We start from the raw sequence: 18,687 nt of genomic DNA, 5'->3' as shown, positions 1-18,687 counted from the left end.
CGTCAACGTTCCCCCTTCAAAGGTTGTTTGTCCGAAACTAATGAATACCGGTCACCGCGATAATAGAAAACCCCAACCCCGATAGGCTGATTATCATCATCGTACAAAGCCTGCTGCAATTTTAGTACAGGCTCCCCTTGCGCTACATTGAGTAATTTAGCATCAAATTCCCCGGCACTTTCAGCAGTAAGAATGGCTTGACTTCTTACTGGTAAAATATCGGTATGAATCATAACAACCTCAGAAAAAGCCTTATATTGCAGCTCATTCTCCAGAATGGGGCGCCCCTTGCTATACAGCATATATTTATGTTCAACAGCGATAGGTTCATTATCCGCCAAAAGAAGTCGGCAATAATACAATATACCTTGATTAGCCTTCATACCTAACTTCACAGCAAATTCCGGGAGTTGTTTGAGAAACTGTACATTAATCAGCCGGCATCCGGGCTCTTTGCCCCTATTTGTCATATGAGCATGGAATTCTTCCATTAAAAATTCAGCTCGATCCAATAACGGTCTTGATACGAATGTCCCTTTTCCTTGTTGAGTACTAATAAGTCCGCGCTCGGCAAGCAGGCTCAGACATTTGCGGACAGTGGTACGGCTAAGCTCATATTCCCGGCTAAGCTCATTTTCTGATGGCAGCGACTCACCGGCCTTTAACTCTCCTAACAGTATTTTCTTCTCCAGTATAGTTGCCAATTGATAAAAGGGAGGAGTAAATGAGTTTTTGTTAATTCTTTCCATGTTGTATTAAAATCCACCTTATCATAGCTGTTTATTATTGCCATTTACTTCTACATGAGCAATACCCTTTCCTCCTCAAAAATAAGGGATAGCCCCGAGCTGCCCCGGGGCGGATAGTAAAACTATATTACATAAATTTATCTTTTGCGGCGAGTTAAGACTCCCGCCTCTGCAGGCGGCGTTTGTTCAGGTGGGGTAGACTCCCCACCTGAACCCGCCGTTGTTTCAGCTATGCTGAAACAAGTTCACTCGACAGCTGGCGGGCGCAAAGGCAAGAGCACTAATATACCCACAATCGGCCCGGCAGCCATCATATACCAAACCGTGTTGAAGCTGCCGCTCATATCAATAACACCACCTAATACTAACGGGCCAATCATCGAAGCAATCTGGAAAATAAAGTTAGCAATACCATTAGCCGTCGCCGCCCATTCTTTTCCCGCATACTCCGAAACCATCAGGCTTAAATGCGGATTGGCGAGATAAGAACAAAAACCATATACAAAACCAATAATGTTTAACATCTGCAAAGTTGTTTGCGAACCAAAATATACGGTCAATGGCACGCTTATGGCATAAGCAGCAATTAGAATATTCTTCCGGTTACCTATTTTATCAGATATCCAGCCTGATACGACCGGTGCTATTAAGCCGCCCAAGCTATACCAAATCAGTACCATTCCAGCCTCTTTTACCGAAAAACCTAATTTCTTGACGTAGGCATTAGCCCAGGTAGCTAAACCAAGCTCCATCCACATCAGACAGAAACCGGCAATGGCAACCAGTACGATATTACGGTTAGTAAAAAATACCTTAAATCCTCCAAAAAATGATTTTTCTCCTTTAGGTTCATCTGAAGTCTTAACCAGAAAGTAAATCAATACCCCGAGTATAGCCGTAGCAATGCCTATTCCCTGGAACGCACCCTGCCAGTTGAAGGCATTATTCAGGGCAGGTACAACATAGTTTGCCAGCAACAATCCACCTGATGGCGCTGCCAACAGCAAACCAAAGGCGGTTCCTCGTTCCTTGGCTGGAAACCATTCCATCAGCGCCCTGGCACAACAGGACATAATGGCCCCGGCTCCTAAACCTGTCACAACCCGCAAGGTAAAGCCAATATCAAATGACGTTATTGACCCCATTGCCCATGTAGATATTCCCTCAAGCACTAAACTTACTCCTAAAATAGTACGAACACCAAAGCGGTCGGCTAACATGCCGGCAGGTACCTGAGTAATAACATATCCGATATAAAATGCCGTCATATAAGCGCCTGCCTGCGACATGTTCATGTTCAGCACCGGCACAACTACCGGGATTAATGGCGGCCAGGCAAAACGCGACAGAAATGTAAGCACAAAACTGGCAAACATAAGCGCCATTATTACCCAACGATACTGACTATATTCTTCTTGCTGAACTTGGTTAACCATACAATTCCCTCCTTCAATTTGAGTAGCATATTTAGATATTAATAGAAGAATTCAAGCTTTGTCATGTAAGTTTTGCCAAGATCATCTGATGCCAAACCAGTTAGGTTTTTATTTTTTATTTTTAGATCTTGTCCTTCAATAGTCCAAACTACGTTCTTACTTATCGTGCTTTGGAAAGCTACGAAGAGGCCTTTAATATTTTCGGTACCTTTCGAAAATGTTGAGTAGGGATCTGTAGCATAGCTGACTGCCTGAACGTCAAATCCGCCAACACCAGACGGAACTGCCCCGGCGTCAAGGCTGCGATAGGAAACTGACCAGCCAAAATCTCCCTTTTTCTTATAGTCTACAAGATATTTCCCACTAAAAAAGATATGAGGTTGTTTAGTCGCACTGGTAAGTTCAACTACCCAGCCTTTTGGGGATGTCGGCAGGTTTTGTGCTCCTTTAAGGCTGGTCGAAATATATTCACCGATGAGTAGATAGTCTCCCAATTTGGCATCTACGCCCGCTACCCAGCCATTAGATTGCGTAAAAGATCCAATATTGGTATTCAGGGTGCCTTTTCCTGTTGTTGTGCTGGTACCAGGAACATCGGACCAGTAGTAGCCGGCTTTCCAGCCTAAATTATCGCTGGCTTTACCTGAAAACTGAGCGGTAGTAAGTGTGTTCGCATCGCCACTGTCCCCACTGCCAGTACCTTGGTTAGTGTTAGTCTTAATGTCATTTACCGAGCCGGTGAATAATACTGTACCCAACTTTTTGTCAATGCGAACGCCGTCAACGCCCACTGCTTTACTAAAGAGGCCATAAGTAAAGTTATCATAAGGGAAACGGCCAATACGAACTTTATCGAGGCCAAGAAAATTCTTGGCAGTTATAGCAAACATGTCAAAAGCAGCAGAACTTCCGTCAGTAGTATTATAATTACCCGCTTTACCTTGTGCCTGAACCCGTGCTATCCAGGAAACATCCTCATTAATAGTTCCCTGAAATTTGACGCGTTGACGGTAATCGAACCGGTCTGAACCATGCAGCTTGGTTCCGCCGGCCTTGGGATCATTACCCATAAAACGTAACCGTGTCTCACCGCTTACCCAGGTATTAGTCTTAGCTTCTACTTTAGCTACCCTGGCACCCAAGCGGTTGAGTTCGCCGGCAAATTCGGCAGACAATTTGTCAATCAGTTGTTTATTGGTTTCATCGGCTGCATCAAACTTGTCCATTGCTTTGGCAACAATAAAGGCAAATTCGTACCGGCTCATGGTTTTGTCACCTTTAAAGGACTTATCGCCATATCCGTCCACAATTCCGGCTTTCGCTAATTTACCTACAGCGTCATAGGCCCAGTGACCAGCCGGAACATCGCTGAATGAAGGAGAAGCAGCTGCATAGACAGGAGTGTCAAATACCGGTGTACCTGCCATAGTAATCGACATAAGCGCTAAAGGAACAATTGCTATCCACTTCTTAATTTTCTGATTTCTTTTCATACAAATATCTCCCCTCATAAAAATAAATTTCTAAGCAGCTAATTTCCTATTATTTGTAATTTAGTCATTTCAGTGTTTAAATCAATATCGGTCTCATTAGATTTTCACAAAGCTTGCAAACAATTGCCTTTCTGCACATTAGTATTTGCATTCCATACCCAACCGAATCACTGATTTTTCACGTACTCCCAAAATAAAAAGTATAGACAATACCGGGCCCATTGCTAAAATCCACCATACATAATCAAATATACCTGTTGAGTCTATAACTAACCCTATAAACCAGGGGCTTAGTAAGGATGCCAATTGAAATAAGAAATTCGATACTCCATTTGCGGTCGCGGCCCATTTCATGCCAGCAAACTGGGATATCATTATTGTCAGTTGAGGATTAACAATGTATGACATAAATCCAGCTGCCAAGCCGACAATACATAACATGCTAAATGAAGTCTGCTGCCCAAATAGTATTGTGGTTGGTATAACAGCAACTAGAGCTGCAAGGACCAGTGATTTTCGACAGTCCAACCGGTCAGACAGTATTCCTGAAACAAGCGGGGCGACTACCCCACCGAGACCGTACCAAGCCATTACTTGACCAGCCTGACTAATTGAAAAGCCTAAACTTTTGATATAGGCATTCGCCCATGTAGCTGTTCCTAATTGCAGCCACATTAGAAAGAAACCAGTTGCGGCAGTTAGCATCAGGTCACGATTTCCAAAAATCAGTCTCAATCCTTCACTTACATCGCCGCTTTTCTCATTATAAGTACAATTAGATTTCATAAGCAGTAGTATCAATACGCCTGCCGTAAATGTCAGCGAACCAACGGCCAGGAAGGCCCCGTGCCACCCTAACGACTGATTAAGCTGCGGAACTAAAACATTTGTAATTAAAATTCCACCAGACGGAGCTGCCATGAGCAACCCAAAAGCCAACCCCTGTTCTTTAGGCGGAAACCACTCTACTAAAGCTCGAGAACAGGATGCAAAAACCGCTCCGGCACCGAGCCCGGCTAATATGCGCAGATTAAAACCTACTTCGTAACTATCTATCAGCGACAACGTCATCGTAGCAGTTCCCTCAATAAGCAAGCTTAGCGATAGTATGACTCGTGCACCATAACGATCAGCCAAAACCCCTGCTGGAATCTGGGTAACGAGATAACCGAGATAGAAAGCGCTCATGAAAGCTCCCGCTTGCCCCATCGTCATACCTAGTGCTGGTACAACTACCGATATTAATGGCGGCCAAGTGAAGCGGGTAATAAAAGTAAACAGAAAACATAAAGCACAGAGCATCAAAATAACCCACCGGTATCTTAAAGGGGCCTCATTATTTTCCACTCGCTTCACCAAACTTTCTAGTGGTTGTAGCATAGACAGACAAGTTATATGCTCCCAGAACTCTGAAGAGCAATACGTCACTCGGCTATTGTAATACCATAGCCGGTATTATTACTTAGAGGGCTGAGCTAAAGGTCAGCCCTCTAGCAGTAGTAAGTAGTAGAATCTAAGTGGCATTTATCTATTGACAAAGCCAAGTTAATCCTAGCCTTACATTAAAATGCCCAACTCCATAACCAGTTAAAGGCCATACCCTCGATAGTTTCCCAAGGTTTACTAATTAGCGCTTCATCACCGGTAACACCGCCCAAATCAGCTTTTTTAACCTCCCATGGGGTAAGAACCTGCTGCTGGCCTAATCCGGGTATTTCGCTGCTGACTGGTAATGGCGGCAGTGGTCTGGGCTTAATATTCTTGTCATACCAGCCATATTTCATGACAGCATCAACCATAGACCGTACATTCTCGGGTTTGGAATTTACCGGTAGATAGCATCCTCCACCCATCATATAGCCGCCACCCGCACCAAGTCTTTCACACAATATCTTAACTCTGGCATCAATTTCCTCCGGAGTGCCAAGAATAAACATCTGGCTGGGAATGCCGCCAGCGATACACATATGATGGCCAATATCAGCTTTTGCTTTAAAAATATCACCCTGATCATCAATATCGCAAACTACCGAACCTTTTGGCAGTTCTAACATATGATGCCAATGCTTACCCCAATCTCCTTCCATATACAGCCTGATTTTATGCCCAGCGGCAATAATCATTTCCATTGTTTTCTTGAAAGAAGGCCAATAGAAGGTGTCAAATTGTTTGGGTGACATAAACGTCGGCTTATGAGTAGGTACAAATATTGGATACCGTCGCAGCGGATCGGCAGTCGCTATTGCATGTCGGGCCATAATAGGTGCCAATATATCACATGCCTCCAGTACTTTGTCCGGCTGACGGCGGATATCGCGAAGAATTCCGGTTAGACCGCGCAAAACGTCACCAAGCAGGTCAAAGGGGGCGAGAAAGGCTCCCGTCATGGGCTGGGGCATACCACACTGATTTTGTAATTGTATGGATCTATTGCGCATAATCTCAGCAAACATGCCTTGTGCCATACCGGCTTTGAGGAAGGCAAAATGGGAACGGGTTGAACCTTTGTCCATTTCACCGAATACTCTTGGCAAAAATTTCTCCATCATAAACTGCCCCGGATTAGCAATTAAGACGTCATATTCATCGGCAAGCATATTTTCAGCTTCGGAAAATTGGATAGCAACATGAGGAGCTAGGTCACGTCCGGGAAATTTATAAGTTTTAACACCTAGAACATCATAAATTGGAGCCCAGAACCGGTTATTTCGCAAAACATCAAACTCGGGAAAGTCGCGAATGAAATCCATCTCACTTTGAAGCCATTTTTGCGGATCATAAATGACTTCTTGGTTGCTGGCAGTGTAAGATTCAGCGAAGTTATTACTGCCAATGGCAATTGGAATTCGGTCCACCGGCTCCAGCGCAATGGCGGCTTGATATCTACCAAGCCGTTGTTCATAAATTTCTTTCATGTCTACAGACACTTGATATCACTCTCTTCCTATATATAATTTTTTAAGCACCTGCGGCATTTCTAACGATTGCCGTCATTATACTTAAGGCTTACCAATCATCATCGTTACTAAACTGGCCCCAGTATCTGAGCTTGCATAATAATATAACCAAATGCTTACCCTTCTCATACTTATTCATTACATCGAGTTTCCAAGTAAAAATCACCCCCCATTCCTCTTTATGATAATTTAATCCCTGTCCCATTAATTTTGAACACTCACCTACATGTCTACACAAGTATACTTCTAGGTTTACTACCAAACTCCTGCTATTTGTTGACCGTTTTTTTAAAAAATTTCTAATATTTAAATAATCTTTAGCAGTCGCCGAGGTCGTAAGCAAACACACCGCATCTCCCACAATATCAACAATAGAGTCAACGGCCCAACCTCATGGAAATACACTTCATATCGTGGCTTTCCGTGAACCTTTGCTTCAGCCTCTGCTACCTTCATAAAAATAGCCAAACTTACTTTTTTTACCCGATCACTCAGACTGCTGTTTATTATTATATTTTCACTATCCTTTAAACTTCTATGAGATGATGCGTATGACCATTGCTGGTCTCTTTCTAAAAATATAAAAGCCGGAGGAGGTGATTTTTAACCACCCCAGCCGGCTGATTTCGAACTTCTTATTCGTTTCGCTCCACAAACCTAATCCTCTGGTCTTCTTAGTGTTTTTTCTGTTTGGACCAGCCCAGTTTCATAGCGTGCAATTTTATAATCCAGCCGTTCCAGCGTTTTCTTCATATCTTCCATTCTTGCTTTGAGCTGCGTACGCTGCTCGATTAAGAGCTCTTTTCTTGCCTCAACGGTTTCATCGCCCTGTTGAAACAGCCCAACATACTCAATCAACACTTCAATTGGCAGACCTGCACCTCGCATACATTTGATAAATTCGACCCACCTACAGTCTTCTTCCGTATAATCCCTGATTCTGCTTTTATTGCGGTTCACATGGGGTATCAGTCCGATGCGTTCATAATAGCGGAGTGTATCCTGTGGAATATCAAATTTTTCACTTACTTCTGAAATCATCATACGGTTTCACCTCCTTGCTTATCCACCTAAGATTTTTCTGTTCCCCAGCTGTAGAAAGGAAGTTATGCTTCAAAGGTACCAGCTACATCCTTTAAACATTTTGTAATCTCAATATGCTGTGGACAATTACTTTCACACTGCTTACAGTTGATACAGTCTGATGCCTTACCATACGTTTTTATATAGTTTTCATAATATACCTTTTGTATCGAGAGGCCGGTGAATAAGGATTGTTTTTCATTATTGTACAATGCAAAATATTTCGGAATGGCTATATTTTTCGGACAGCCTTCTACACAATACTGACAGGCTGTACACCCAATCGCAGTTGCTTCGTTTATAATCCCAACCGCCTTTTTAACAACATCATATTCTTCCTTTACAAATGGCCTAAAATCCTGCATATAACCTGTATTGTCCAGTAACTGCTCCATATCAGACATTCCACTTAATACCATCATAACTCCCTCGTAACTTGCTACGAAACGGATAGCCCATGATGGTACGGACATATCCGGATGATAGTCTTTAAATAATTGCTCTGCTTTTTCAGGCACTTTCGCAAGCGTACCACCTTTGACAGGTTCCATAACAATAACCGGTTTATTATGTTTTCTTGCTACTTCATAGCATCGCCTTGACTGAATGCTTTCATTATCCCAATCCAGATAATTAATCTGTAACTGGACAAAATCCACTTCCGGATGCGCTGTCAGGATTTCCTCCAACAAATCCGCATTATCATGATAAGAAAATCCGATCTGTCTGATTTTACCTTCTTTTTTCTTTTCCTGAATAAAGGCAAAACTATCAAATTTTTGGACTATCTCATAATGTTTTACACCAAGATTATGAAGAAGATAATAATCGAAGTAATCCACACCACATTTTTCCAGCTGTTCCTTAAATATTCTTTCCTGATCTTCCCTTGTTTTCAAAAACATCGTTGGCAATTTTGTTGCTAGTGTAAAACTGTCTCTTTTATGACGTTTTACTAACGACTCTCGCAAAGCTATCTCACTCTTATATGCATGATACATATAAGCTGTATCAAAATAGGTAAAGCCTCTTTCCAAAAAAGTATCCACCATCTGATTTAATGTATCCATATCAATATTTGATGGATCATTTTGGCTCCTTACCGGTAAACGCATAAATCCAAATCCTAATTTTTTGTTTTCCATATCTCTATTTCTCTCCTTTATTTCTGCAATTCTTCATGGTTAACTCTAGTTTAGCACCTGGAGTTAACTCCGAGTCAAGTATTTTTAAATTTAACAATACTTTCTGAAGTAACAAACATTATCTTTCTTTGGAGCAATCAAATTGCATGAAACTTAGTCCATTTTCCATTTATATACCGGTATACGAAAATGATCGACTTGACAATCCAATCAATAAACATAGCTACCCATGTGCCGAACACTCCCATATCAAAATAAATACTTAGCAGATAAGCTAATGCAATACGACAGAAAATCATGGTTAAAGTACCAATAATCATTGGAAATTTAGCGTCTCCTGCTGCACGGAATGTCACAGGCAAGGTATAACTAAGTGGCCAGATTGCCACTGTAAATACTGCATGATACCAAACGATTTTTGTAGTCAATGACGTTGCTGCTTGAGATAATCCATACACAGCTAATATCGACGGCAGCAAGGCAAGTACCAATGCACAGCTTACTAAATGTGCCACATACACAATCCCCATAACCTTTTTGGTATAATATTTAGCCTGCTCATAATCCTTTGCGCCGATACATCTTGATATAACTACAGTTAAACCGAGACCAATTGCCATCCCCGGCAGCACTTGAAACATAACAATGGTGCCTGACACCGCATTTGCTGCAATTGCTGCCGTACCAAAAGTAGCAACAAGACTGAGTACCATAATTCTTCCCAGATAGAACAAACCATTCTCTAATCCATATGGAACACCAATGTCTAAGATTTTTTTAATCATCAGCCAATTAAATTTGTGTTTTAAATTTTTCCTTATATACAATGATTGCTTTTTGTTTAAAGCCAATGTGATTATAATAACTGCAGCCGCAATACGTGATAACAAAGTTGGTATAGCAACACCCTCAGTCCCCAAGTGGAAGCCGTAAATAAGTATTGCATTTCCTACCGCGTGCGCTATGTTCATAGCCAGCATTATATTCATGGGCAGTCTTGAATTACCCATAGTACGGAATATTGCAGCTCCGGCATTATATAGTGCAAGAAACGGAATCGATACTGCTGTAATCATCAGGTAGGTATTTGCCTCCCTGCGTACTTCATCCGTAATCTGCCCAAACAGGCCATTTAAAATAAACGGTTTCGCTAGATAGATAATGACCATGATTATGACGGATACGGCACCGGAAAACCATATTAGCTGATTCGCTGCTTCTCTAGATTCTTCCATCTGCTTCCTGCCCATATACTGTCCCGCAATAACAGCACCACCGGTAGACAAAGCTACGAACAAACTAATGAGCAATGCCATGACAAAATCCACCAAAGACACACCAGATACGGCTGACTCCCCTACATGTGCCACCATGATTGAGTCTGCCAATCCTACCAGATATTCCAAAAACTGCTCGATGATAACTGGCAAAAACAATTTGAATAAATCCTGATTCGTAAATAACCTTTTTGTTGCTACAGTTTTCTGCTCCAATCTTGCTCCTCCTGCGTATACGCTTTTACCCATTTCATATGCCTGCTTTATTGAGGCACCAGTTCCGTAGATAATCCCTCTTTGATTGCCGGTTTCTTTTACTCCAAGCATAAACTGATCGCATAAGAGGTCAGAATTTCCGCCTTGATTATTAGCAACAAACATTTTCGCTGTAGTGTAAGATTTATCAAAAAAAATAAATCAAGTCTATACAAGCCTGGTCAGCTGCCAGAATATCTGTCGAGCCAATAATACCAATGTCATCACAAGTCGGTTTGGCGGCACTAGCCCCAGCACAGTCACAGTCAACCGAAATATTTTTCAAAACATTAATATAAGTAATATGGCCTTTGAAGTGCTCAACAGTAGCATTACCGGATTCCACCATTCGTTCTAGGAATCCTTTGCCGCGCGACCAGCCTTCCCCATGAATCATTCTTTTACCTACTTTACCGGAAGCCCTACCGATGCCGATGTTCTTTAAAGAACCACCGAGCCCACCGGAAGTATGGCCTTTAAAATGCGTATAAACCAATAAAGAATTATATTTCAGCACATGTTTCCCTACCGCGATTTCGTGCAAGTGAATTCCTGGTTCAAAAGGATATTTTCCTGTATGATTATCCAATTGTTTGTCGAGAAATGCTTTCACGCCCGGTATCGGCAGCATAATATCTCCGTCCTCATCCAGAATATCGACTGGACAAAAGTCAAAACCATTGATCTTAATGGTTTCACGATGTATCTTCGTTTCCCTACGCGGACTGCCATAAAGCACATTGCTTTCGACGATCGTGCTGCGCGGAATCTTGCTCTGCAGATTTTTAATGTACTCAATAGGCAGGAGATTTGGTCCGTGCGGTTCACCTGTATGCAGTTTAATCCCGACTTTACCGGTAATCCCCTGGTTAATCTGTTGATAAATCTTTTGTACACCTTCCGGGCTCAAGTCCCGTGTAAAATACACATTGGGCTTACTTGGATCATGCGGCGAAATCGCATGTGATCCAGTCCAAGTCACCTGCTTCTCCACATTTTCCTGCGCCTGCGCAGTTAGCTGACCAAACGACGGAATTGCTGCCATCGTACCGCCGACAAATTTCAAAAAATTACGCCTAGTAAATTCCTTAGTTTTTTCTCTTGCTCATTATCCGATGTTACCATTTTTCTCACAGCTCCTTCTTCTTATGTTATCATCTGGAACTTAGAGCAAGTCAGAGTTCCAGGGATATTACTGTCTTTGCTTATTGATAAGACTTCGTATAAATAGTACGTTCTCTTGCTTTCACGGCAAGTTTACCACTTTGACTGAACTCCAGGTCAAGTGTTTTTCATAAAAATCTTTTTATGAAAAAATCACCGTTTAAACGCCGCGCCACCGAAAATTCGGCCTTTGATGCAAAAATCTCACCAATTCAAAATTCTCCTGACATTTATCAAAATAGTAAGCAGCTATGCCCACCACAATCTTATTTATAAATCCAACTTCAGAAAGGACACATTGAATCTCTTCAACCTGCCCTTTTCTAATCATATGCATTATTTCAATATTTTCTGGTTATCTCATAGTTTATTAATTATACTGGCATGATGATTATCAATCTTAGCAAATCCCATTTCCTTATAAGGTAAATCTTCAATGATTCCCATCGCTGTTTCGACTTCTATTTCATTGTCTTTTACTCTTTGCAGCAGTTTACTTATTTCCGCTTTATTCATCATTTTCTCCCGGAATTTCTTACTATATATCCCACGCTTTAATTTCCTATTGTCGCATTAAAACTTCCTACCTTGTAACCTTCTAAATCTAAAGTTACATACGTAAAACCAAACTCTTTCAGTTTACCAGCTATCTCCTCAAGAAGTTTATCATTAAATAGTTTATCCATATCCTTTTTATCCACTTCAATTCTTGCGAGATTGTCGTGGCATCGCACTCGAATCGCCCGGAATCCTCTGTCCATCATATACTTTTCCGCTTTTTCTATCTTAACAAAATCTTCTTCTTTCAGTTCATTGCCATAGGGTATTCTGGTCAACAAACATGCATACGGTGGTTTATCCCAAGTGTTAAGTCCTAGTTCTTTAGATAAACTTCTTATTTCCGGTTTACTTAATTGGCACTCTAATAAAGGACTTCTTATATTCAGTTCCCTCAGCGCCTTTAACCCCGGTCGATAGTCGCCGATATCATCAAAATTGGTGCCATCAATAACATAAGGATAGCCTTCTCTCTGCGCAATGGCTTTGATCTGACTAAATACCGCCTTTTTACAAAGATAACATCTATTTTCAGGGTTGTTTCTAATTTCATCAATAATAGGCGCCTCTAGTATTTCAAAGACTACACCAAGTTCTTTTACTAATTGTTTTGCCTCTTGGATTTCCCATTTAGGAATATAGGGAGATTGTATGGTGACTGCTTTACTATTATCGCCTAAAGCTTGCTTAGCTACTTTAAGTAAAAAAGTACTGTCTACTCCCCCCGAGAAAGCCAAGATAACTTTTTCCATACTTTTTAAACAATTAACCAAATTTATATATTTTTCATTATTTATCATCAATATTGGTCTCCAATATATATCCTTAAAACGTTGGGAATTTCTAAATCTCTATGACCTATCCCATAGCCAATCTTTTCTACTGAAAAGTCCATATTATCTGTAAAGGTGCCCACATTTGCCGCCAATATCGCGGCCCCGGTAGGCGTAGTCGTTTCAAAAGGCACTTTACCTGATTTCACAGGAATATTCTTTAAAATTTCAACAGTTGCCGGAGCAGGAATAGGAATGATACCATGGGCGCATTTCACAAACCCTCCTCCGAGCTGAACCGACGAAGCCATTACCTTATCCACTTTTAAATAATCTAAACACACCGCAGCTCCCACAATATCAACAATAGAGTCAACAGCCCCGACTTCATGGAAATGCACTTCATACAGCGGCTTTCCGTGAACCTTTGCCTCAGCCTCTGCCACCTTCATAAAAATCGCCAAACTTACTTTTTTCACCCGATCACTCAGACTGCTGTTTATTATTATATCTTCAATATCTTTTAAATTTCTATGAGCATGGTGAGTATGTCCACTGTCAGACTCCTCTTCCATACCGTTATGCACTTCATGATGATGGTGGTGGTCATGAACATGGGGTACATTTTTTAAGACTACGTCTACCCTGGTTCCGCTTATTCCTTTTTTATTATCTTTTTTTACCTGCAGTTCATATTCAGCATCCAGATTAAGCTTAGACAACTCCCGCCTTAAATAATCCTCATCCACTCCCAAATCCAGCAATCCACCTAAATTCATATCGCCGCTGATGCCGCAAAAACAATCATAATATAATACTTTCATTGTCGAGCTCTCCATTACATAATTTTTATCTTTATAGCGGAATAACCTTCACTGCCGCTTCCTCCACCGGGCAAGCATTCTCACAGGCACCACACCCGATACACTTTTGCGAATCTATATACGGGCGCTTGCTATCGTCGATGATTATAGCATCTGCCGGACATCGCTCCTTACAGATCAGGCATGCTTTCCCCTGGGCCCAAGCCAAACAAGATAGCTTGTCCAATCTGGCAACTCCGATTTTTACTTCTTCCATTTTGATTGGTCGGATTGCGCCCGTTGGGCAAATCTTGGAACACAGCATACATAATTCACAGGCGCCTTTACGCGGAATCAGTTCTGGTGTCTCATACGCAATAATCCCGCTGGCAAAAGGCATTGGCACAAGCCCACCGGTAGGACACACCTTTACACATCTACGGCAACGGTTGCAGGCTGCCAGAAAATCACTTTCAAGTATTGCCCCCGGCGGTCTTAGGCTTGGTGACGCCAAAGAGCTAGCCATAAATAGTCTGCGGGCCGGTAAATTGATCAGGCTACCGGCGGCAATGGCGGTACCAAGCTTTAAAAAATTACGCCGCGACCGCATATCGGCTGCCGCTGGCGGCTGTCTCCGGCTAATCCAGCTAATTGCCTGCCGCGAACAAGCAGTTAAGCAACGTCCACACACCAAACATTCGCCGCCGCTCCCTTTAGGTCCGGTATCAACCGCGTTAACCGGGCAGACACGCTTGCAATGATCACAATTCACACACTTATCTGTTACCCGTACTTTTACCCGCCGCAAACCAGCCACCAATGTAAATAATAGCCCTGTTGGACAAATGTAGGTACACCAAAATCTCGGAAAGAAAATAACACCTGACAGTATCACAGCAGCCAGCAGCCACGGAAATTGGCCTTGAAACAATCGAATTATTTCATGACTAAACAAGGTCAACGGCGTAAAGACAGGAACTATACCTAATCCGGCACTAGCAAGCACTACGATAAGTACCAGCCACCAATATTTTGCCTGCTTGAAAAATGCGGACAATTTCGTATTTTTTGTTTTGGCTAGTTGCTCCTTGCAAAACAAGCGCCTGATATAATATACAAAATTCAATAATCCACCCAGCGGACATAACCAGCCGCAGAAAACCCGCCCTATGAACGCCGTTACCAGCATTACAAGGATCGGAAGCCATATCCAATTAGGTATCTCCAATGCAGAACGCATATAAGTAATCAGCAGGAGGGGGTCCATCCGTGAAAGCCACAAAAGCAGGTCGGCACCCCGGCCAAGCGGATACTGCATCTCAGCCGCGGCATATACACCGAAGACAACTACCGCAGTGGGAATGGCAAAGCGCCAAAACCGCAATTGCCGATTAACAAACTCTTTACCCTGCATTAACACTCAGACCCTCACTACTTCAAGACTTTGCCAGTCGGGATTACCTGCCCCAAGTTTAGCTGCAATCGCTAAATGACTGACATCTGTCAGCTTGAAACCCAGTAACCCAGCGCCATATGCATCTACCGCCACCATATCTGTTCCAAAAACAACTTGTTTCCATTCCTTGATCGGTCCTGGCCCGGAAGGACCATTGGCGGTAATGCCTTTGATAGCATCCATGATTGTCAGTGTCGGTTTCTTAAACGCAGCTAATTCCGCGATGGTCTGATGCAAATCTGTCTGATGAAAAAAACCTCTATCCCAAACCACTCCCATCAAGTTTTTCAGTCCCGCCGATATGCCAGTCGGATCGCTTTGTTTTAATATTGGCATATTGATAAAGACATCCGCTTCTAAAACATCCCGTGAATAATCAACCTGTTTCAATATTTCACCGTTTACATTCACTGCGCTATAAAATTGGCCGGTGCGTGAATTAATGGTATACGCACGCCCGCCAGCTCCGGCTACTGCCGCACGGATACCGCTCGCTTCCAGGCACATTTCACCAGAAGAGAACGTGTGATCAATAACCCGCACCTCTTTCGCCCCAGCCTGTAAGCATCGCCGAACCAAGGCCCCCACCAGGATTGGGTTGGTAGTAACCCCAGCCTCCGGGCCTCGCGTGGAGCTGAAATTGGGCTTGATAGCAACGATATTTCCTGATTTAACAAACTGCCCTATTCCTCCCATTGCCCCAAGACCCTTTTCCATTAAAGTTTCCGGATCCATTCCCTCAGCTATGACCAACCTTCGTGCTTGCGATGCCGCTTCAGGCTGAGGGTTCCCTTGAGAGCCGTTTTTCTGACTTTGATCCGGTAAAACCGGGCTACTAGATTGTGAAAAACAACCAGGCAAAAATGCCGAAGCCAGCCCTGCGTAGGTAGCAACTTTAATAAAATCCCGGCGATTCATCCGAGTTCCCCCCTTCAATTGTACTTACTTCTGCAATCGCATTTTTACTTCCTTGAAATTTAGTCTAGCACTTGGAGTTAACTCCGAGTCAAGTATTTTTTATAAAACCTATTGACTTTGAGTGTACTCAAAGTTGTAGCATAAATGTGAATCAATACTTTAACTTGTGCTAGAGAGGGGAAATGTTTGTCATTTATCCGCAAATTTAAACTCACACTCGCTATAGCGTTATCTCATTTAAAATTGCTTTAATTTTATATCAAGATAGCTAATTGGGAAAAACACGGATAGCGGCCTCGCCATCGATCGGGCAAGCATTCTCGCATGAACCGCAGCCCACACATTTGTCAGGTAGAATGATAGGCCGATGATATTCATCCGCATTAATTGCCAGAACAGGACATTGCTCGCCACAAATATAGCACATTTTACCCTCATTCCAGGCTATACAACGAGGCTTATCTATAACAGCCTTGCCCATCCGGATTTTTTCCAGAGGAACCTCTGCAATGGCTCCGGTCGGGCATACCTTCTGGCAGGCCAGGCATAAATCACAGCGGTTTCGACGCGGGACAATATGAGGCGTTTCAAAATTCGCGAGGCCATCGGTAATCGGCATCGGGCAGAGCGCATTGCTGGGACATACCTGAACACACCTTCCGCATCGGTTGCAAACGGCAGTAAACTCTAGTTCCGGTAGAGCCCCTGGAGGGCGTAACGCTTTTTCCGCCGCCCAAACAGTCTTTTTCCATAAAGCAGCAGCCATAGCAACAGCAAAAGCGGCTTTGAAGAACTTTCTTCGCGACTCTTGACGCTTTGTTGCTGCAATATCATCGACGGGAACAAGCTGACTGTTTTCACCCCGCCAAGAACTACGCTGCCATGCGATTGCCCTTGCCGGACAAACCCTTTGACAGTCCCCGCAGGCTAAACACCCTTCCTTCACAACACCGGTATTCGATGGCGCGGTACCGACAGAACAGGTTCTCGTACATTTTTCACAATGCACACAGTTTCCCGCAAGTCCGTAACGAAAAAGCCACAGCCTTGCTGCTAATGACAAGAGAACTCCGGTAGGACATAGCACACTGCACCAGAGGCGGGAAAAAAACAGGGTACCGGCCATTATCCCAATAAGCATCCAGGGAATATGTCCCGTAAGCACCCTCACAATCTCATGGCTAAACAAAGCAAAAGGAGTTAAAAAGAGGACCCAGTTTGATCCGAGGACAAAGATAAGCACTAAGAAGAGTAACCAATAACCCCGCATAGGCTGTACGGCGTGCAGCACTTTGGTTCTGGTCAGCGACAGCTTTTTGAAAACTGCCCGGCCCATTTTATCCGTCAACGCCAAGAATGCGCCAAAAGGACACAGCCAGCCGCAAAATATCCTCCCCCACAGCAAGGTTGATGCCAAAGTCAATAGCGGCAGCCATGCCCATAGAGGAATCTCCTGCTGCCAACGGAGTTGACTCAGTAAAAGCCAGGGGTCAAGGCGCGAGAACCATTGCAATAATAGATTTTCCAGTCCGGGTGGGTATGATAAATTGGCAAGAAACACAACAAACGATACTAACGAGATGAATTGCAACGAGTAACGCAATAAGAGCGCTTTCTTAGATTTCACTGCATTACACCTTCACAACTGTAAGTTTTTGCAGATCCATTTCGCCCACGCCCAGTTGCGCAGCTGCCGTTACATACTCGATTTCCGTCGGTTTAATACCAAACAATGTCGCAGCGTAAGTGTCAACAGCGACAGGATCGACACCAAAGATCACCTGATTCCATTCACGAATGGTTCCCGGTCCAGTAGGACCATTATCGATAATACCTCTTGTAGCATCTACAATGGTAAGATGAGGTTTATGGAATGCAGTAAGTTCAGCAATCCCTTGCGTAAGATCTGTCTTATGGAAGTAGCCACGATCCCATACAAGCCCCATCATATTTTTCAGGCCTAAAGTCAGTTTAGTTATACTGTGATGTTTGAGAATGGGAAAGTTAATAAACACGTCAGCGCTTAACACATCTTTTGAAAACAAGACGGATTTCAGGATTTTGCCTCCGGTATCAACCTGTGTATAGAAGCTTTGCGCATTAATGGCATAAGCCTTTCCACCCACAGCTTCCACTGCTTCCTTAATTCCGCTGTTCACAAGACATACAGCCGGACTTTGAAAAGGATAATCAAGTACCTTCACTTCCTTAGCCCCTGCTGCCAAACATTGTTTCACTACGGCGGCAACTAACTGCGGATTGGTCGTTGCTGCTTCTTCCGGTTTTCTCGCAACACTGAAATTCGGCTTAAGTACCACTGTAGCCCCGCTCCGGACCAAGGCGCCTATTCCCCCAAGAGCGGCAAAGCCTTTTTCGATTAGTGAATTTGGATCCGTGCCTTCCGATATGATCAGTTTGCCGCGATCATATCCACTTACCGGCGAAGATGCCGATTGACTGCTTGGTGTATTTTTTGTGTTTTGCGAATTACCGCTTCTTTCGGAAAGATTAAGCCCACATCCCGCCAATCCTAAAGATACTAACCCATAGCCGATCCCACTGATAAATTGACGTCTGTCCATGATTCATCATCCCTCTTCATCATTACTCTCGCATGCTT

The 18,687-nt window shown here is 43.1% G+C and carries 18 protein-coding genes and 1 pseudogene; 1 reads left to right on the top strand and 18 read right to left on the bottom strand.

What is annotated here, in order from left to right:
* Nucleotides 1–2 precede the first annotated feature (2 nt).
* The 10 genes from SALPA_RS15360 to SALPA_RS15315 all read right to left on the bottom strand — a co-directional run bounded on the left by SALPA_RS15360 (nucleotide 3) and on the right by SALPA_RS15315 (nucleotide 11,461).
* The gene (locus SALPA_RS15360; RefSeq protein ID WP_145095744.1) at nucleotides 3–749 is read right to left on the bottom strand and encodes a GntR family transcriptional regulator; all 747 of its coding nucleotides are present in this window, start codon (nucleotides 747–749) and stop codon (nucleotides 3–5) included.
* Nucleotides 750–994: 245 nt separating this feature from the next.
* On the bottom strand, nucleotides 995–2,185 hold the full coding sequence (locus SALPA_RS15355) for an MFS transporter (RefSeq protein WP_145095741.1): 1,191 nt from the start codon (nucleotides 2,183–2,185) through the stop codon (nucleotides 995–997).
* Between the two features lie 38 nt (nucleotides 2,186–2,223).
* A complete protein-coding gene (locus SALPA_RS15350; RefSeq protein ID WP_186451083.1) occupies nucleotides 2,224–3,678 on the bottom strand; it encodes an S-layer homology domain-containing protein in 1,455 nt (484 codons plus the stop codon).
* Nucleotides 3,679–3,816: 138 nt separating this feature from the next.
* On the bottom strand, nucleotides 3,817–4,980 hold the full coding sequence (locus SALPA_RS15345) for an MFS transporter (RefSeq protein WP_255451221.1): 1,164 nt from the start codon (nucleotides 4,978–4,980) through the stop codon (nucleotides 3,817–3,819).
* A 260-nt stretch (nucleotides 4,981–5,240) separates the two neighbouring features.
* A complete protein-coding gene (locus SALPA_RS15340; RefSeq protein ID WP_255451220.1) occupies nucleotides 5,241–6,593 on the bottom strand; it encodes a uroporphyrinogen decarboxylase family protein in 1,353 nt (450 codons plus the stop codon).
* 348 nt (nucleotides 6,594–6,941) lie between these two features.
* A complete protein-coding gene (larC, locus tag SALPA_RS33270; RefSeq protein WP_222428180.1) occupies nucleotides 6,942–7,217 on the bottom strand; it encodes a nickel insertion protein in 276 nt (91 codons plus the stop codon).
* Between the two features lie 75 nt (nucleotides 7,218–7,292).
* Nucleotides 7,293–7,679 carry a MerR family transcriptional regulator gene (locus tag SALPA_RS15330; RefSeq protein ID WP_145095730.1) on the bottom strand — a complete coding sequence of 129 codons (387 nt, stop codon included), beginning with the start codon at nucleotides 7,677–7,679 and terminating at the stop codon, nucleotides 7,293–7,295.
* Nucleotides 7,680–7,741: 62 nt separating this feature from the next.
* Nucleotides 7,742–8,863, bottom strand: coding sequence for an aldo/keto reductase (locus SALPA_RS15325; RefSeq protein ID WP_145095726.1), 1,122 nt, complete (start codon nucleotides 8,861–8,863; stop codon nucleotides 7,742–7,744).
* Nucleotides 8,864–9,000: 137 nt separating this feature from the next.
* The gene (locus SALPA_RS15320) at nucleotides 9,001–10,467 is read right to left on the bottom strand and encodes an MATE family efflux transporter (RefSeq protein ID WP_222428003.1); all 1,467 of its coding nucleotides are present in this window, start codon (nucleotides 10,465–10,467) and stop codon (nucleotides 9,001–9,003) included.
* 76 nt (nucleotides 10,468–10,543) lie between these two features.
* The gene (locus tag SALPA_RS15315; protein WP_255451219.1) at nucleotides 10,544–11,461 is read right to left on the bottom strand and encodes a DUF362 domain-containing protein; all 918 of its coding nucleotides are present in this window, start codon (nucleotides 11,459–11,461) and stop codon (nucleotides 10,544–10,546) included.
* Between the two features lie 242 nt (nucleotides 11,462–11,703).
* Between SALPA_RS15315 and SALPA_RS31545 the strand changes: the two genes are divergently transcribed.
* Nucleotides 11,704–11,835: a hypothetical protein gene (locus SALPA_RS31545; protein WP_255451218.1), complete on the top strand. Its 132-nt coding sequence runs from the start codon at nucleotides 11,704–11,706 to the stop codon at nucleotides 11,833–11,835.
* Between the two features lie 84 nt (nucleotides 11,836–11,919).
* Here the strand turns inward: SALPA_RS31545 and SALPA_RS29070 are convergent, their stop codons facing one another.
* The 8 genes and pseudogenes from SALPA_RS29070 to SALPA_RS15285 all read right to left on the bottom strand — a co-directional run bounded on the left by SALPA_RS29070 (nucleotide 11,920) and on the right by SALPA_RS15285 (nucleotide 18,649).
* A complete protein-coding gene (locus tag SALPA_RS29070; protein WP_222428002.1) occupies nucleotides 11,920–12,078 on the bottom strand; it encodes a hypothetical protein in 159 nt (52 codons plus the stop codon).
* Between the two features lie 35 nt (nucleotides 12,079–12,113).
* A complete protein-coding gene (larE, locus tag SALPA_RS15310; protein WP_145095723.1) occupies nucleotides 12,114–12,917 on the bottom strand; it encodes an ATP-dependent sacrificial sulfur transferase LarE in 804 nt (267 codons plus the stop codon).
* The gene (larC, locus tag SALPA_RS15305) at nucleotides 12,917–13,714 is read right to left on the bottom strand and encodes a nickel pincer cofactor biosynthesis protein LarC (RefSeq protein ID WP_145095720.1); all 798 of its coding nucleotides are present in this window, start codon (nucleotides 13,712–13,714) and stop codon (nucleotides 12,917–12,919) included. The genes larE and larC (SALPA_RS15305) overlap by 1 nt, the downstream gene beginning before the upstream one ends.
* Nucleotides 13,715–13,745: 31 nt before the next feature.
* Nucleotides 13,746–15,107 carry a 4Fe-4S binding protein gene (locus SALPA_RS15300; protein ID WP_255451422.1) on the bottom strand — a complete coding sequence of 454 codons (1,362 nt, stop codon included), beginning with the start codon at nucleotides 15,105–15,107 and terminating at the stop codon, nucleotides 13,746–13,748.
* A gap of 6 nt (nucleotides 15,108–15,113) precedes the next feature.
* A complete protein-coding gene (locus SALPA_RS15295; protein ID WP_145095714.1) occupies nucleotides 15,114–16,067 on the bottom strand; it encodes a DUF362 domain-containing protein in 954 nt (317 codons plus the stop codon).
* A 268-nt stretch (nucleotides 16,068–16,335) separates the two neighbouring features.
* On the bottom strand, nucleotides 16,336–17,421 hold the full coding sequence (locus SALPA_RS15290; RefSeq protein WP_255451217.1) for a 4Fe-4S dicluster domain-containing protein: 1,086 nt from the start codon (nucleotides 17,419–17,421) through the stop codon (nucleotides 16,336–16,338).
* 24 nt (nucleotides 17,422–17,445) lie between these two features.
* Nucleotides 17,446–17,628 (bottom strand): annotated as a pseudogene (locus SALPA_RS33265) (hypothetical protein); the annotation flags it as partial.
* 70 nt (nucleotides 17,629–17,698) lie between these two features.
* Nucleotides 17,699–18,649, bottom strand: coding sequence for a DUF362 domain-containing protein (locus tag SALPA_RS15285; RefSeq protein WP_145095708.1), 951 nt, complete (start codon nucleotides 18,647–18,649; stop codon nucleotides 17,699–17,701).
* Nucleotides 18,650–18,687 lie beyond the last annotated feature (38 nt).

The sequence above is a fragment of the Sporomusa sp. KB1 genome, assembly GCF_007830295.1.
Classification (GTDB): Bacteria; Bacillota; Negativicutes; order Sporomusales; family Sporomusaceae; genus Sporomusa.
Note: the sequence above shows the minus strand (reverse complement) of the source record. Positions and strands in the feature narration are given on the sequence as shown.